General features: G+C 31.3%; 14 protein-coding genes. 3 read left to right on the top strand and 11 right to left on the bottom strand.

Translation table 11 applies throughout. The annotated features are described in order from the left end of the window. Positions 1–316: 316 nt before the first annotated feature. The 5 genes from QWY99_RS14915 to QWY99_RS14895 all read right to left on the bottom strand — a co-directional run bounded on the left by QWY99_RS14915 (position 317) and on the right by QWY99_RS14895 (position 4,561). A complete protein-coding gene (locus QWY99_RS14915) occupies positions 317–448 on the bottom strand; it encodes a hypothetical protein (RefSeq protein ID WP_290266394.1) in 132 nt (43 codons plus the stop codon). 56 nt (positions 449–504) lie between these two features. Further along, positions 505–1,605: a Fic family protein gene (locus QWY99_RS14910; protein ID WP_290266393.1), complete on the bottom strand. Its 1,101-nt coding sequence runs from the start codon at positions 1,603–1,605 to the stop codon at positions 505–507. 316 nt (positions 1,606–1,921) lie between these two features. Beyond that, complete coding sequence (locus QWY99_RS14905) at positions 1,922–2,515, bottom strand: hypothetical protein (RefSeq protein ID WP_290266392.1); 594 nt, start codon at positions 2,513–2,515, stop codon at positions 1,922–1,924. A 170-nt stretch (positions 2,516–2,685) separates the two neighbouring features. Continuing rightward, positions 2,686–3,273, bottom strand: coding sequence for a super-infection exclusion protein B (locus tag QWY99_RS14900; RefSeq protein WP_290266391.1), 588 nt, complete (start codon positions 3,271–3,273; stop codon positions 2,686–2,688). A gap of 184 nt (positions 3,274–3,457) precedes the next feature. Further along, complete coding sequence (locus tag QWY99_RS14895; protein ID WP_290266390.1) at positions 3,458–4,561, bottom strand: RES family NAD+ phosphorylase; 1,104 nt, start codon at positions 4,559–4,561, stop codon at positions 3,458–3,460. A 544-nt stretch (positions 4,562–5,105) separates the two neighbouring features. On the opposite strand from QWY99_RS14895, the gene QWY99_RS14890 reads away from it, so the two are divergent. After that, a complete protein-coding gene (locus QWY99_RS14890) occupies positions 5,106–5,576 on the top strand; it encodes a hypothetical protein (protein ID WP_290266389.1) in 471 nt (156 codons plus the stop codon). A gap of 86 nt (positions 5,577–5,662) precedes the next feature. On the opposite strand, the gene mnmE is transcribed toward QWY99_RS14890, so the two are convergent. After that, the gene (gene mnmE, locus QWY99_RS14885) at positions 5,663–7,063 is read right to left on the bottom strand and encodes a tRNA uridine-5-carboxymethylaminomethyl(34) synthesis GTPase MnmE (RefSeq protein ID WP_290266388.1); all 1,401 of its coding nucleotides are present in this window, start codon (positions 7,061–7,063) and stop codon (positions 5,663–5,665) included. Positions 7,064–7,615: 552 nt separating this feature from the next. Between mnmE and QWY99_RS14880 the strand changes: the two genes are divergently transcribed. Together QWY99_RS14880 and QWY99_RS14875 are read left to right on the top strand one after the other, a co-directional pair. Further along, positions 7,616–8,449 carry a universal stress protein gene (locus QWY99_RS14880; protein WP_290266387.1) on the top strand — a complete coding sequence of 278 codons (834 nt, stop codon included), beginning with the start codon at positions 7,616–7,618 and terminating at the stop codon, positions 8,447–8,449. A gap of 132 nt (positions 8,450–8,581) precedes the next feature. Continuing rightward, the gene (locus QWY99_RS14875; protein WP_290266386.1) at positions 8,582–10,354 is read left to right on the top strand and encodes a MutS-related protein; all 1,773 of its coding nucleotides are present in this window, start codon (positions 8,582–8,584) and stop codon (positions 10,352–10,354) included. Positions 10,355–10,622: 268 nt separating this feature from the next. Here the strand turns inward: QWY99_RS14875 and dnaN are convergent, their stop codons facing one another. From dnaN to QWY99_RS14850, 5 genes are all read right to left on the bottom strand, one after another. Then, positions 10,623–11,741 (bottom strand): DNA polymerase III subunit beta, encoded by a 1,119-nt coding sequence (gene dnaN / locus QWY99_RS14870; RefSeq protein WP_035627362.1) that lies wholly within the window; start codon positions 11,739–11,741, stop codon positions 10,623–10,625. A 104-nt stretch (positions 11,742–11,845) separates the two neighbouring features. After that, positions 11,846–13,531: a gliding motility-associated ABC transporter substrate-binding protein GldG gene (gene gldG, locus QWY99_RS14865; RefSeq protein WP_290266383.1), complete on the bottom strand. Its 1,686-nt coding sequence runs from the start codon at positions 13,529–13,531 to the stop codon at positions 11,846–11,848. Next, positions 13,531–14,256, bottom strand: a complete 726-nt coding sequence (gldF, locus tag QWY99_RS14860) for a gliding motility-associated ABC transporter permease subunit GldF (protein ID WP_290266382.1) — start codon at positions 14,254–14,256, stop codon at positions 13,531–13,533. The genes gldG and gldF overlap by 1 nt, the downstream gene beginning before the upstream one ends. A gap of 86 nt (positions 14,257–14,342) precedes the next feature. Further along, the gene (locus QWY99_RS14855; RefSeq protein ID WP_290266381.1) at positions 14,343–14,639 is read right to left on the bottom strand and encodes a putative quinol monooxygenase; all 297 of its coding nucleotides are present in this window, start codon (positions 14,637–14,639) and stop codon (positions 14,343–14,345) included. A 180-nt stretch (positions 14,640–14,819) separates the two neighbouring features. After that, positions 14,820–15,647 carry an SAM hydrolase/SAM-dependent halogenase family protein gene (locus tag QWY99_RS14850; protein WP_290268233.1) on the bottom strand — a complete coding sequence of 276 codons (828 nt, stop codon included), beginning with the start codon at positions 15,645–15,647 and terminating at the stop codon, positions 14,820–14,822. Positions 15,648–15,966: the final 319 nt, after the last annotated feature.

Here is a 15,966-nt window from a genome sequence, read left to right as displayed (position 1 = left end):
CTAACTTATTTATTAGAGCTATACAATGACTCAAGTAACACCATTTTTAAATGGCTTTATGCTATAAGTTAGTATTTCTTTTAGACGAATATAGAAAATATCTTTATCAATTTATTACTGTTGTTAATATAAATTATACTAATTATTTATATACTATATTTTTAAATTAAACTGCATTTTTTTAGATGGGATATAGGTAGAATCAAGGAGGAAATGGAAAACCAAATATTTATAAAAAAGTCTGAAAAAGAGTTGCTTTAAAAATTAGACAACAAAAAATCCTACCATAGTAGGATTTAAAATATAGTTACTTAAATTATAACCCTATAATCATTAATGCTAGCGCAAAAAATAACCCAAAAAGCCATTTAATCATATCTGTTTTTGCATCTGATAAACCTTTTGCTAAGTGTTCTTTTGATGCTAAAAGTTTAGTATTGTTTTTCAATTTCTATTCATTTTAGAGTTGATTTAGATATTTCAAATTGTAGTTTTTTTTATTATTTAAAATTTATCTTTCAAAATATAATGCGTACTTCTTCCACCAGAATCTGCTTTAATCAAAATGCCTTTATTGACTAAATCTGTTATATCTCTAAGAGCTGTGTCTGGAGAAGTTTTAGCTATTTTAGCCCATTTGCTAGTATTTAAATTCCCTTCAAAATTATCCATTAATAGATTTAGCATTTTTTGCTGACGCTCATTACTTATTTTGCCTACATTGTTAATCCAAAAGTGATGTTTTTTAACTACTTTATCAACTATTGTATTAGAGTGAAGGATGCTGTTTTTTAAGCACTCTAAAAACCAAATGATCCATTCGGTAATATCTAAATCACCTCTCTGAGTTCGTTCTAAAATTGTGTAGTAACTTTTCTTCTGTTTGTTTATCTCCGTTGACATACTGTAAAACCTTTGATTTACACCATCAGATTTCGAAAGTTGCATATCTGTTATTGCTCTGGCTATTCTTCCATTACCATCATCAAATGGGTGTATGGTTATAAACCAAAGATGAGCAACAGCAGCTTTAAGCAATGATTCTAGATTTAGGTCGTTATTGTACCAATGTATGAAATCTTTCATTTCCGACGCTAGCTGTTCTGCTTTTGGAGCTTCATAATGTATAATTTCGCGCCCCATACCACCTGAAACTACTTGCATAGCACCTGAACGCCAATTGGCTACTTCAATTTTATGCATACCGCTTCTTCCCGTTGGGAATAGTGCTGCATGCCAACCAAACAAACGCTCATTTGTTAATGTTTTGTTGTCATTTTGTGTGGCATCTAACATTAATTCTACGATTCCATCAACGTGTCTATCTGAGTGTTCTAAGCCTGAATATTCTAGTCCAAGTCTTGTTGCTATTGAAGAACGAACCAGTTCGGGATTTAATATTTCGCCTTCTATTTCTGATGTTTGTAATACATCTTGTATAAGAGTTTCTAAGTTGGCTTCGTCTTTTAACTCAAAACCAAGCAACTCCACTTTTCCCATGAGCTTACCTTGCAAGTTTCTAACATCGCTTAATAACGAAATAAATTCTTGCTCATTCCACTCTAAATTAGGCCAATTTTTAAGTTGATGGATATAGATTGCCATTTGTTTTTAGTTTATGCGGTAAATATAGTAATTATTCTCCGCAAAAAACGCGGTGATTAAGTTGTTTTTTCACCGTATTATGAGGTTAAAGTTTTTATTATCATGTGAATAGATTTATTTTATCCGATGCAATATTTAACTTCTCTTTGTTTGTAGGAGCTTAGCAAGGTAAAGATGTAGTTGTTTGATAAAGAAAACGTAATTGATGATAGTAAAAATAATTCGTTACTTATTTAATTTTAAAAAAACCAAAATAATCATAACCCAAATCTTGTGAAACTAAAGTTGGCGGTAATACTTTTTTCTGTTTATTAGTTTATTCGCCATTTGGGTCAAAATCGTCTGCCCATTTTACAATGTCAGTGTTATGAGTTGAAAAAATTATAGTAGCACTGTCTCCAACACTATAATTTTTGGGATTTAAGTTGTTGGTTAATTTTTTGCCATTCAAATAAAAATCAAAAAAAGCGTATGGAGTTCCTTTGCCTTTGTAATGAATATCATTAATTCTCACTTTTTGTATTTGACCAAAATTTTTCAGTTGGTCTTTCTCATACTTGTTTAGAGATGTTACCAAGTAATACGCTGTTCCTCCAAATATAATTACAGTTAATGAACAGTAAATTGTATTTATAACTTTTACTTTAGAAGAACCAATTGTTTCTTTTAGAATGTCATATTTAATTTTGTTTGAAAGCGTTGTGAAATCAAAGTCCGTTTTAGTAGAAATAAAAATTCTTGTCAATGAAATGCTTAAAAGAAGAGAACCAAAACCAATTAAAAAATATCCAATTAGACCTAAAAATTTTGCGCCATCATTTGTCCACCAAACTTTATAAAGAATAAAAGCACCAACTAAAATTAGTATGGTATTAAGTAGTGAATATTTTATTGCTTGTTTTTTATTCATTATCTTGTTTCTGTCTGTTTTGGTAGGGTTACCGCTAACGTTCCCGCGCTTGGCGTCAGTTGCCAACTACGGAACTGATTATTTTCCACTAAGATAATATTTCTTGCGAAACGTTAACGTCAACTCACCACAAAATTCGCAATTGCGCCAAACGTGTGTTGTGCGACGTTTTAATAATGCCAAGATCGTTTTTCGCTCCAAGATGGTCTATTTGATTTTATAAAGTTAATTTCTTCTTCTGTTGGATTATCTGATATATCAATATCGCTAGCCTTCAAATTTTTGTCTACAAATTTACTTAGGGAAACCGAGGCATCCATTCCGTTTAGTATGAAAGCATTCCCAAATTGTTTATTTATGAATAAGATTTTCTTTCTGATTAAACCAGAAATTGTCGGATCGTCAATTGGGACATCAAGTGAAGTTTTTTGATTGATTAAAAACTCTCTTAAAACAGATTTTTCATGATAATCTAAGTTTCTTAAACTGTCAATATATTCCTTTTTTAGTTTAAAAAATTTTATCTTATAGGTAATTTTATTGAACATCCAAATTGTTAGATTAACAACCATCAATCCCGATGTTGATATAAAGACTAATCCGATAATCCATCCATAGTTTTCATTCATTTTTTCTAAATGAATTCTTTTTAGTAAAGTTTGGTCGGCAAACAAAATAAAACCTGATAAGACTGCAAATAAAAAGAAGAATTTTGCAGGTAATTTTGTTAAGTCAAATAATGCTTTGAAATTTTCCATTTATAAAGTGTTTTCTATTGTAAACTGATTCTCAAAAATGTCGCATAAGGTTCCCTTGCTACAAGAGGTTTGTGGTTAAATTAAGCCTTGTTTTCGGATTTGTCAAAACTTCCCAAATACAAAACCATTTTTAAATTAAGCCAATTGCCCAAATCTATTGTAGCAAGTGTTAGCCGTAGTAATTTTATACGTTAATATTTTCTTCTTCACTAAATGCTTTATGATAAGCTGGTCCAAATGAAGTTTCGTAAATTACTTTATTAATTAAAACTTTGTTTACACATTCTACTTCTACTTTATTCTCTTCTATAGGTCGACCGAATAATGCTAAATTCGGTATAATTTGAGAAGCAACATAATTTCTATATTGTGGAATTCTGCGAATAGAAATGCCATAAACTGTATCAAATGGAATTGTCCCTGTTCTCAAATAACTAAAATATGAAGGATAAATAATTCCATCAAAACCTTTTTTATGAGCTTGTTTAGCTATATTTCTACAAATTTCATAAGAATGCTTTCCAGCTAAAAACAAGAAATGTATTGCCATATCTAAACTTTCAAATTCAGTTACATTTTCTTCTTCAATATGTTCAGTTAAGTCTAAAAGTTTTAAATTTTGTTTTGGCTTTAACTTACCCACAAAAATATTATCTTCAACTGTTGTTCTACATTCGTGAATACAAATTTCTAAATCTTGAGAGCCATATAAAATTGGAAAATTAGGAATATCAAACCGACCATCACCAATAAATTGTTCTGGTGGTGTGTCGTATTCAGAAAAATTGTGTGGTACTTTAGGGTCTTTTCTTAATCTATAAAAATACTTATCAGGGTTTAAATATTTTACGGGATATTTATTTAATATTGTTTCAATTATTTCATCTCTTTCCTCTTTATTTTGGAGTGATTTTAGCGGTTCAATTTCCCCAAACATCCAAAATCTAGGGCCATAGTAAAACAAGCCTATTTCTCCTGCTTTTTCAATTACTTTAACATCATCAATCAACCAAGGCGAAACATCAATATCTGACCGGTTATAATGTTGTTCATTCATCTCAATCAGTGGAAAGCCACCATATTCACATTTTTCAATAGTCCCTCTAACGAAAAAACGATAACATAAATCTCTGGTTAAATCTTTAGTTAGTTTAGCGCCTTCTTCAGATTTACATTTTTTACAAGGTTCATCATTTTCGATTCCAATTTGTTTTGCGTCAATTTTAAGTCCTTCATCTTTAAAACAATTTGAGCAGATTAGAAATTCTTCTTTTCTATTGTCGTCCATTTTTCGTTTTTTTTTTTTGAATTATTATCGCTAACTTATTTATTAGGGCTATACAATTACTCAAGTAACACCATTTTTAACTGGCTTTATGTCATAACTTAGCATTTATTTCAAGCGAATATAGGAAATATCTTTATTAATTTATTACTGTAGAAAATATAAATTATACTAATTATTTATACAGTATATTTTTAAATTAAGCTTCATTTCTTAGATGGGGTATAGGTTGAACTAACAAGTAGGCGGTAAAGAAAATATTTATAAAAGAGTCCGAAAAAGAGTTGCTTTAATAATCAGAAAGTATATAAAAGAACAGCCTATACGATACGTTATAATTGAGAAAAGTGAGATTTGTAATGGGATATAGTTCTAATCTTCTCTGCTTAGATTTGTATCAAATATTTTTATTATAATATTTGAGTTATTTGCTCTTAATCTTGGTTACAATAGAAAAAACACTGATCTTTATTCACTTAAATTTACAAGTGTAGAATATTGGCATCAATTTCACTAAAATAAAGCGTACAACACCTAAATTCACCAAATGAATATTAAAACAAAATTTGCTTTTCTTCCAATTATTATTTGCTTTATTGTGACAATGTCAGCATTTGGAATATTCTTTCTAACTTTAAGTTCTTCTAAACCTGATATTCTTGGACCTATGTTTTTTTTGATAGTAGCAATTTATCTTTGGCTTACTGAATTTAGGACAAGAGCTCATAAAATAGAAATTCTAAACGATAAGGTTATTGTTAGAGAATATTTTGGGTTAGGAAAACAGAAAATTTTTGAATTGAAGAATTTGGAAGGGTTCAATTTATCAATTCAACCAAGTAAAAGTGGTCCTTATGAATACATTTTTATAATTCAACAAGGAAAAAGAATCGGATCAATTTCAGAATTCTATCATAGGAATTATGGAGAAATGAAAACTGCAATTGAGGAAAGAGTTAAAAATCTGGGACTTATAGAATACCGATTCAAAAGCGAACTCAGAGAAATGTTTAAATAACAAAAACAGATAACTACATCTGTTTTTGTTATTTCTTTACTTAATTTTTGTAACAACTACTAATAAAAACAGGTAGTTATAATATGTTATTTTCCGATGCAGAAATTAGCGAAGATATTACCTAATAATTCATCATTAGAAACCTGCCCTGTAATCAACCCGAATTGGTATAAAGCCTCACGAATATCGAGCGCCATTAAATCACTCGAAAGATTAGTTTCTAGTCCGTATTTGACTTTTTGTATTTCGTCTAGTGCTTTTAGTAAAGAGTCGTAATGTCTTGTATTGGTTACAATAGTTTCATTATTTCGTAAAGCACCCGTATTTACAAAAGATAATAATTCATTCTTTAAATCTTCAACCCCAATTTTCTGTTTTGCAGAAATCAATAGGAGTTTGGCATTTAAATTTTCAAGCTGATTTGTAATATTTGAAACTTCATCTTCAGATAATATATCTCTTTTATTAACTACAATCAATAAAGGTTTTAACGGGTATTTATTTTTGATTTGTTCAATTTCAGTGATGAATTCGGTACCAGATACTTGAAACTTTAAACCATCAAACAAATAAACGACAACCTGAGCTTGTTCTATTTTTTCGAAAGTTTTCTTGATTCCAATGCTCTCAACGTAATCAACAGTTTCGCGAATACCAGCAGTATCTATAAATCTAAAACCGATTCCGCCAATAACCAATTCGTCTTCGATAGTATCACGCGTAGTTCCAGCAATTTCAGATACGATAGCGCGTTCTTCGTTTAATAAAGCATTTAGTAACGTAGATTTTCCAACATTTGGTTCTCCAACAATGGCTACTGGAATTCCGTTTTTGATTACATTTCCAACAGCAAAAGAATCGATTAAACGTTTTAATACAAATTCAATACGATTCAATAATTCATGAAACTGAGTTCTGTCGGCAAATTCAACATCTTCTTCAGCAAAGTCCAATTCGAGTTCGATAAGCGAAGCGAAATTTAGTAATTCTTCACGTAGTTTAGCAATTTCGTTACTAAAACCACCGCGCATTTGTTGCATGGCAATTTGGTGGGAAGCCTCATTATCAGATGAGATTAAATCGGCTACAGCTTCAGCTTGCGATAAGTCAAGTTTTCCGTTTAAGAAAGCACGGAGTGTAAATTCACCAGGGTCAGCCATTCTACAGCCTTTTCGAAGCAATAATTGAATGATTTGTTGTTGAATATAAGTAGAACCATGACAAGAAATTTCGATAGTATTTTCGCCAGTATATGAGTTTGGACCTTTAAAAACAGAAACTAAAACTTCGTCTAGTGTTTTAGAATCATCTACAATATGTCCTAAGTGTAAAGTATGCGTTTTTTGCTTAGTTAAATCTTTGTTTTTAATAGAACGAAAAACACCATTACCAATAGTAATGGCTTCGCTACCCGAAATTCGGATTATGGCAATCGCTCCAGCTCCCGAAGGTGTAGCTAATGCTACTATAGAATCTTGATTTATCATTTGGCAAAGGTATAAAAAAAGCCTAGAATTTCCGATTGAATGTGAATTAGTGAATTAGTGAGATGTGAAATGTGAGAAGAAAGAAGAAAGAAGTAAAATGTGAGAAGAAAGATGTGAGATTTGAAATGTGAGATGTGAAAAGTGAGAAGAAAGAAAAAAGAAGAAAGATATGAGATGTGACTGCAAACTGAATACTAAGAGTAAACCCAATCTTGTCTTCCTGACGAAGGAAGGAACTCATTAAGTGGCTCCACAACAATGAGCAAAGGTTTAAGAAAGTGAGTACTGACAACTACGACTGAGCACTGCGACTGAACACTGCGACTGAATACTGAGACTGAACACTGCGACTGAACACTGCGACTGAATACTGCGACTGAATACTGCGACTGAATACCGAGACTGAATACCGAGACTGAACATTGCGACTGTAAACTAAAGCTAAACATTACTTTAAGAAATTGTAAAATGTTAAATAACTGATAATTGTCATGTCGAACAGATTGATTTATGGCTAAATTTGAGAAACTAACATTTAATCTAAACAATGCGATGAAAAGAATATTATTCCCCACCGATTTCTCTGAAGTAGCTACAAATGCATTTGTGCATGCTTTAGAATTTGCAAAACAGGTTAAAGGCGAACTCATTTTACTACATACATTTGAGATTCCGGTTTATGACAGCCAATTTTTTCCAGAGAATTTTGCAATCATATATAATTCATTAGAGTTAGCTAAATTCGAAATGTTCAAGGATGAAATTCCTAAACTTCGTGAGATAGCAGCTGAACGCAAACTCGATGATATTGTAATGAACCACCGATTGATGGATGGTGATTTGGTTTACAATATGAAAAAAGCCATCAAAGAAGACAAAATAGATTTTGTAGTCATGGGAACTTCAGGAGTTGCGGGTTGGAACACATTTTTCTTAGGAACCAATACCGATGCCGTAATCTCAGGAGTTGAAGTGCCAATTTTATGTGTTCCTGTAGAATCTAAATTTAAAAAAGTAAAAACCATCGGATTCACAACTCGTTACCGCGAGAAAGACAAAAATGAGCTTCGTAAAGTTTTGGCTATTGCCAAAAAAATGAATGCTAAAATTAAATGTTTGTATGTGAAAACCCAGAATTCAGATGTAACAGATTCAACAATAAAAGAATGGGAAAATGAATTCAAAGGAGAACCAATTCAGTTTTTAGTGCTTCCGTGTGAAGAAGTAAAAGAAACGATTCTTGATTTTGTATTGTTTAAAGACATTGATATATTGGCTATGATTGCTTATAAACGAAGCTTCTTTGAAAGTTTGTTTAGCCCAAGTTTTACAAAGAAACTTACAAAGGATATAGCAATTCCAGTTTTGATAATGCATGAGCAATAATTTTAGTATTGAATTTCTATATTCACTTTACTAAATAGTAATATTCCTAGTATTTAAAGTAGTTATTTCGTTACTGTAAACTTATATTTGTATTTCAATATAATTTCTAAAAGGAATAATTACTTTAAATCAATGGAGCAATATCAAAAAAACACCAGCAGTTATTCAGATGCTTTAAATACAATCAATAAAAAATACAATAGCATTAGTTTATTGCGACTTTTGAGTGTTGTTCTATGCTTTGTTTTTGGGTATTATTATATAAAAACAGCAGATTCTGTGTATAGTATTACTGCGGTTTTATCCTTCCTTGGTTTTGTAGTTTTAATGCGTATTCATTCGCGCTTGTCTTTCCAAAAGAAACTTACAGAGGCGCTTTTGAAAATAAATAAAAACGAGATTACTTTCTTAAAAAGAGAAAAACTACCTTTTGAAAACGGACAAGAGTTTATTGATTTTCACCACCCATATGCATACGACTTAGATATTTTTGGAGACCATTCTTTATTCCAAAGTCTTAATAGAACTGGAACCTTTGTTGGGAAAAAGACATTAGCAAATCAGTTGCTATATACATTAGAAACTAATGAGATCAACAAAAATCAAGAGGCAATTCGAGAATTAGCACCTAAGTTAGATTGGCGACAAGAATTTCTTGCACTTGCAATAGTTGGTCAGGATACTAAAGAAGCCTATGAGGCATTGTTAAAGTGGAAGGATAGCAAAAGTGCTCCATTCTCAAAAGTAATGTCTATATTGATGTATGCTTTACCAGCCCTTTTTGGTGGATTGTTAATCGCTTATTTAATAACATCGAATATAGTGTTTTTATCTTACCTGTCTTTTACTTTTGTTTTGAATACAGTTGTTTTAGGAATGTTTTTTAAAAGAATTCAAACTGAAATTGCTAAAGCAGAAAATATAGATAAAATTATAAAGCAATATAGCTTGTTGGTGAAAGAGATTGAAAACGAATCGTTTAAATCGGAAAAATTAATAGCATTGCAAAATAAATTAATTTATAAAAACGCTAAAGCCAGTACGCACCTAAAGCAATTGTCTGAATTGTTCTCTAACATGGATACAATCAATAATTTCGTAACCGCTTTATTGTTTAATGGTGTTTTTTTATTCAATATTCATGTTTTGAAAAATCTTTTAAATTGGAAAACTAATCATGCCGCAGTTTTAGGAGAATGGCTAGATGTTATAGGTGAATTTGAAATGCTAAATAGCTTAGCTAATTTTTCATATAATAATGAAGATTTTGTTTTCCCGGAGCTAAATACCGAATTTAAAATTGGCTTTTCAAATTTAAGTCATCCTTTATTAAATCCTGCAACTAGGGTAGGGAATGAAGTGAAATTTTTTCCAGAATCATTTATGATATTAACGGGATCAAATATGTCAGGGAAAAGCACCTTTTTACGCAGTTTAGGAATCAATATGGTTTTAGGGGGAATAGGTTCTGTTGTATGTGCAAACAAGGCTACAATACATCCGTTACCTGTTTTAGTTTCTATGCGACTATCGGATTCCTTATCAGATAGTGAATCTTACTTTTTTGCTGAAATAAAGCGTTTAAAACAAATTATGGATGCACTAGAGGAGAAACCTGCTTTTGTGCTCTTAGATGAGATATTAAGAGGGACAAATTCTGATGATAAACGTAACGGAACTATCGAAGTAGTAAAAAAGATAATTGCTAAAAAAGCTATTGGAGCAATCGCAACCCACGATATTGAAGTATGCTTGACTACAAACGAATATCCTGATGTTTTAACCAATCAGTGTTTTGAAGTTGAAATTAAAAATAATGAATTGCATTTCGATTATACTCTTCGTGAAGGAATTTGTAAAAATAAAAGTGCTACTTTCTTAATGCAAAAAATGGGAGTGATTTAGAATAAAGAATAAAGAATAAAGAATAAAGAATAAAGAAGATAGAATATAGATGCTAACTGTGACTGAACACTGAGACTGAGCACTGAGACTGTGACTGAAGACTGATACTGCAAACTAGTCGAGACAAAACATAAAAAAACCGCAATTTCGAAATGAAGTTACGGTTTTTTAAGTATAAAAATGGTTGGTTAATAGCGTAATTGTTATGCAATAATAAGTATTATATTTGAAAATCAAAAATCTTATATAACAAAAACATAATTAAATGTTAACTGTTTAGCATTACTGGCATAACCAACATGGTTACTGTTTCTCCATCTTCTAAACCATCTACAGGAGTCAGGATTCCAGCTCTGTTTGGTAAAGACATTTCAAGCATGATCATATCAGATTGTAGGTTAGTCAACATTTCAGTAAGGAAACGTGAGTTAAACCCAATTTGCAAGTCATCACCTTGGTAATCACAAGTCAATCTTTCTTCGGCTTTGTTTGAGTAATCGATATCTTCGGCAGAAACGTTTAATTCGGCTCCAGCAATTTTCAAACGAATTTGGTGTGTAGTTTTATTAGAGAAAATCGCAACACGACGTACTGAACTTAAAAATAAAGAACGGTCAATCATTAATTTGTTTGGATTCTCTTTTGGAATTACTGCTTCGTAATTTGGATATTTCCCATCGATTAAACGACACATTAAAATGTAGTTATCGAATGAAAAAGTGGCATTAGAATCGTTGTATTCGATTTTTACTTCAGCATCAGAAGATCCTAAGATACTTTTTAAAATATTCAAAGGTTTCTTTGGCATAATAAAATCAGCAACCTGAGATGCTTTTACATCTGTACGAGCATATTTTACTAATTTGTGAGCATCTGTAGCTACAAATATTAATCCTTCTGGTGAGAACTGAAAAAACACTCCTGACATTACAGGACGTAAATCATCATTTCCAGCAGCGAATATAGTTTTGCTAATAGCTGTTGCCAAAACGTCCGAAGGAACTAAAGTAACCGATGGTTCTTCTAAGTTTACAGATTTTGGAAATTCTTCTCCAGCTGCATATGCCAAAGCATATTTTCCTGAGTTAGAACTAATTTCTACAGTATTATTGTCTTCAACAGTAAAAGTTAAAGGTTGTTCTGGAAATGTTTTAAGGATTTCGAGTAATAATTTTGCAGGTATTGCAACACTTCCTTTACTTGTAGAATCAATCGCTAAAGTCGCAGACATCGTCGTTTCAAGATCCGATGAAGAAACTGTTAATTCATTATTGTCTAATTCAAATAGAAAGTTGTCTAAAATAGGTAACGTATTGTTACTATTGATTACACTACCTAAAACTTGTAATTGTTTTAATAAGTACGAACTCGATACTATAAATTTCATCTCTTTTGTTTTATTTTGTGGTATATATTAGTTCAATTAAAAACTAGAATACATTTTACAAATATATCGTAAACAATCCTAGTATTGCAAATTTTTTATTAACATCATTTGCTGTATTTTCTTCTTCTTAAGAAAGTAAAGGCGATACCAAACACTAATAAAATTAGAATTGGTAGTCCGATAGTTATGAATTGCGTCATGCTGTACTCCAGGTAAACTTTTTCTTTATCCAATAATGGTAGGGTAAGATCCTTGCTTCTAATGTTAATAAGTCCTGTGTCATCTAGTAAATAATTAACGCAATTCATCAAGAAATCTTTGTTGTCATACAAATTTCCTGAACGTTGATCGTAACCTAATTCTACTGGAGCTAAATTTTTATCCAATTGGTTGCGGACTAAATCCCCATCAGAAATCACAATCATTTTGGTTGCTTTTCCTTTAGTTAAAAATGTCTTTTGCTCAAAAGGTAGAACACGATTTTCATACATCGAATGAAAGTCTCCTTCAAGTAAAACCGATAAAGGAAAATTCCCTTTGTTGATATAGTCGTTTGGAGTAGTTTCTTCGGTTACAATATTCAAATTGATTTCGGCAGGAGTTCCAATTTTTTTAGAGTAAGGAGAAGATTGCAAAAGCACCGTTTTTTTAATACCATTTTTTAAGGTATCGATTGGGTTTGCAAAGTCAAATTTAACACCGCCTAAATTTTTTACAATCGGGTGTTTACTTTTAGGATAAACCTGTGGAGCATATTTCCAATTAAATTGTTGGTATTGCGTTGCGCTTCCTTGTTCTCCAGAAGCTAATTTGATTGGACTACCTTGCTCATCTTTTACTAAATCAGGATTAATTCTGAAACCGTATTTAAAGAACATATCATTAAGATTCAAATCTCTAGGAAAAGCCAGCGTTGCACCAGATTGGTTGTATAAACTATCCATTTCGGCATTTACTTGATCGATTAGCCATAATGTTTTACCACCGTTGATAATAAATTGATCCAAAACTTGTTTCTCGCTATCAGTAAAAGCTTCGGTAGGCTTAGCGATAATAGCTAAATCATACTTTTTTAAAGCGTCTAAAGTACCAATAGGATTTGTAGCAACCGAGTCTAAAGTAAATGGTCCAATATGATAGCTTTCGCGAATTTGCATCAGGAATTTCGCCATGAAAATCTCTTTCATTTCACCATTTCCTTTTATGATTGCAACCTTTTTTTGTTTTTCTTTTATGATTTTATTTAATGCATCAGCAATCGAATATTCTAAATGTTGTACAGAGCCAATTACTTTTTGAGTAGTAGAAGCTCCCATTTGATTTTTCAACAAAGGAATATTTACCTCCTTATTGTCATAAGTAGCAATTGCCCAAGGAAAAACCATAGCTTGTGATTGTTTTCCTTTATCATCAACAGTTATATTTATAGGAGTAAGTCCTTTACGATACAATTCTTTGATCATATCCATACTTTCGTCTTCGTTCTCTAAAGGATTAACGAATTCAAAATAGATGTTTTTGTTATAGGCTTGAAACTCTTCAAGGAGTTGTAGTGTTTCTTGCTGTAAGCGCTTAAATTCAGGAGGTAAATCGCCTTCCATATAAATTTTTATGGACAGCGGATTATGAACCTGTTTGATGATGTTTAACGAAGTAGGTGATAAGGTATATCGTTTGTCATTAGTTAAATCAAAACGATGAAATATAAAAGTACTAGCAAAGTTCAATGCAATTAAAATCGCAATTGTAATCAGTAACGTTTTTATGTTTTTTTGAGAAGAGATTTTCATTACGATTTAAAAGATTTTAGTTGATATACAGTAAACGAAAGAAAAAGCACCGTTATACTTAAAAAATAAATTACATCGCGTGTATCAATTACACCTCGGCTCATGCTTTTAAAATGATTTTGCATTCCTAATGATGAAATAAAACTCATAGAGCCAGGAACAAGAGAAGATAACCCTTCAAAACCAAAATAGAAGAAGAAGCATAAAAATACTGCTATAATAAAAGCTACGATTTGATTTTCGGATAATGTAGATGTAAAAACGCCAATAGCTGTATAAGCTCCAATTAAGAATAATAAACCAAAGTAAGAACCAATAGTACTTCCCATATCGATATTACCTTCGGGTAATCCTAAACTTGAAATTACTTTTACATATATGAATGTTGGAATAATTGCCATTATGATTAAAAGCAACGAACCAATAAATTTTCCGTTTACAATTTGCCAAATAGTTAAAGGCTTTGTAAGTAATAATTCGATAGTACCTTGTTTTTTCTCGTCAGAGAAACTACGCATGGTAACAGCAGGAATTAAGAAAGTTAAAATCCATGGAGCCAAAGTAAAGAATGGAGTAAGATCGGCAAAACCAGTATTAAGAATATTGTATTCTCCTTGAAAAACCCATAAAAATAAGCCATTACTAATCAAGAAAATGGCAATGACTAAATAGCCAATGGGAGATCCAAAAAAAGATTTTATTTCTCGTAAAACAATTGATTTCATTTATTTTTTGTTTAATCGTTGATTTGTTTTTTATTTTAGTTTCAAGTTGCAAACTGCGACTGCAAACTGTGACTGCAAACTAAATACTAGCCCAAGCTAACAAGTTTGTCTACGCTCCATGCTTCGGGTTTTGCATTGAATAATTTTTTTGTGAAACTCCAAACGGTATTAAAAAGTTCAGACTGACGGTAATTTTCCAAGTCGGCTTCGGTTTCCCAATAGCTATAAGTGAAAAATATACTTTTATTTTCTTTGTCTTGATATAATTCTAAAAAACGATTTCCGGGAGCATTTCGTATTTTGTCTTTCACGCCGTCAAAATTTTCCATGAAAGCGGGGATTTTATCTTCATGGAAACTCATTTTTACTATTCGAACAAACATTTTTATAATTTTAGATTCCTTAATTTAAATTTTATATTAAGAAATGGCTTATGTGCGCGCAAAAATACCAAATTAGATTGTTCTTTTTATTATAAAAGAAATAATGCTTTCTTAAATTTTATTTTGAGGGATGAGGTATCTTACCTGTAGTTATAATGCGCTACGAGTAGAGATAATTTGTTAATGGAATTTTATAGTGATAACATCTCTATAATTTAAGCCTAAAAGACTATTTGCAGAACCTACTTTTGAAGGATTGCTTCTAAAAATAGCAATTTCTAGAAAACCAGCCTCGTTAAAAATCGCTAGTTTTTCCCCTTCATAGGTTTTAATAGGATATTTTTCTGAGCTTGCTATCGCCGAATAATTAGGTAGTATAGTTTTGATGCTTTTTGGTTTCATCACAATTTCATACGGACGGCCCCTTGCTATTTTTAAAAAATGCTTTTTAGAAATATTTGTTACTACGTTTCCAAAATGGTCTATATAAATTACATATCCCTTAATCGAGTTTCCATCGCTGGCAACTACAGCCTGTAGCTCGGTTACCTCTTTAATCGCTGGGATTTCTTTGCCAATAACATTTAGTAAACCGCCTTTGGCTATATGGCAAGCAACTTGAATGAAAATATCCAAATCGGTTGATTCCTCAGGAAAACGATCATGAATATTGATAGCAACAATTTTTTGAGGAACTATCTTTTGCGTAAGCATGCTTAAGATACCATTATCGGCACAAATAAAGTAATGATCGTTCCATTGCATTGCAATATGTTGGTTTTCTTTATTGCGTTCTATATCAACTCCAATAAGGTGTACAGTTCCTTTTGGAAAGCTAAAGTAAGAAGAACCAATAATATAACTTGCTTCGGTAGTATTAAACGGATCGATGTCATGCGAAATATCTACAATTGTAGCTTCGGAATATTCCGATAAGATTTTCCCTTTCAGCGCGCCTACAAAGTGGTCTTTCAAGCCGTAATCGGTAGTAAGGGTAATTATTGACATCATTTTGTTTATAACTATTGATAGTATTTAAATCTAATTTTTATTAAATTTGAGATATGCAAAGCTAATAATAGTAAACGCAAAAAAGAAAGAAGAAAAGATAAAATATATTTTTAAATAATTTAAAAGTTACGATAGTCTTGGTTTTTAGTTCTTAGTAGTGATTTTAAGTTTTCAGTCGCAGTTTTCAGTCTCAGGTTACAGCTCTCCGTGTTCAGTTTGTAAATTGAGTATTCAGATTTTAAAAAAATAAGTGAGATTTCGTAGAAATCGTAAATTCGTTCTGCGACTGAAAACCGGATGATCTAACTCAATATCC

It is taken from the genome of Flavobacterium branchiarum, assembly GCF_030409845.1.
GTDB lineage: Bacteria > Bacteroidota > Bacteroidia > Flavobacteriales > Flavobacteriaceae > Flavobacterium > Flavobacterium branchiarum.
The sequence above is the reverse complement of the archived record's forward strand: the minus strand, read 5'-3'. Positions and strand labels throughout refer to the sequence as shown.

Excerpts from the sequence above, each read along its gene's own strand:
- QWY99_RS14910 (WP_290266393.1), bottom strand. The coding sequence starts at position 1,605 with ATGGCAATCTATATCCATCAACTTAAAAATTGGCCTAATTTAGAGTGG.
- QWY99_RS14905 (WP_290266392.1), bottom strand. The coding sequence starts at position 2,515 with ATGAATAAAAAACAAGCAATAAAATATTCACTACTTAATACCATACTA.
- QWY99_RS14900 (WP_290266391.1), bottom strand. The coding sequence starts at position 3,273 with ATGGAAAATTTCAAAGCATTATTTGACTTAACAAAATTACCTGCAAAA.
- QWY99_RS14895 (WP_290266390.1), bottom strand. The coding sequence starts at position 4,561 with ATGGACGACAATAGAAAAGAAGAATTTCTAATCTGCTCAAATTGTTTT.
- QWY99_RS14890 (WP_290266389.1), top strand. The coding sequence starts at position 5,106 with ATGAATATTAAAACAAAATTTGCTTTTCTTCCAATTATTATTTGCTTT.
- mnmE (WP_290266388.1), bottom strand. The coding sequence starts at position 7,063 with ATGATAAATCAAGATTCTATAGTAGCATTAGCTACACCTTCGGGAGCT.
- QWY99_RS14880 (WP_290266387.1), top strand. The coding sequence starts at position 7,616 with ATGAAAAGAATATTATTCCCCACCGATTTCTCTGAAGTAGCTACAAAT.
- QWY99_RS14875 (WP_290266386.1), top strand. The coding sequence starts at position 8,582 with ATGGAGCAATATCAAAAAAACACCAGCAGTTATTCAGATGCTTTAAAT.
- dnaN (WP_035627362.1), bottom strand. The coding sequence starts at position 11,741 with ATGAAATTTATAGTATCGAGTTCGTACTTATTAAAACAATTACAAGTT.
- gldG (WP_290266383.1), bottom strand. The coding sequence starts at position 13,531 with ATGAAAATCTCTTCTCAAAAAAACATAAAAACGTTACTGATTACAATT.
- gldF (WP_290266382.1), bottom strand. The coding sequence starts at position 14,256 with ATGAAATCAATTGTTTTACGAGAAATAAAATCTTTTTTTGGATCTCCC.
- QWY99_RS14855 (WP_290266381.1), bottom strand. The coding sequence starts at position 14,639 with ATGTTTGTTCGAATAGTAAAAATGAGTTTCCATGAAGATAAAATCCCC.
- QWY99_RS14850 (WP_290268233.1), bottom strand. The coding sequence starts at position 15,647 with ATGTCAATAATTACCCTTACTACCGATTACGGCTTGAAAGACCACTTT.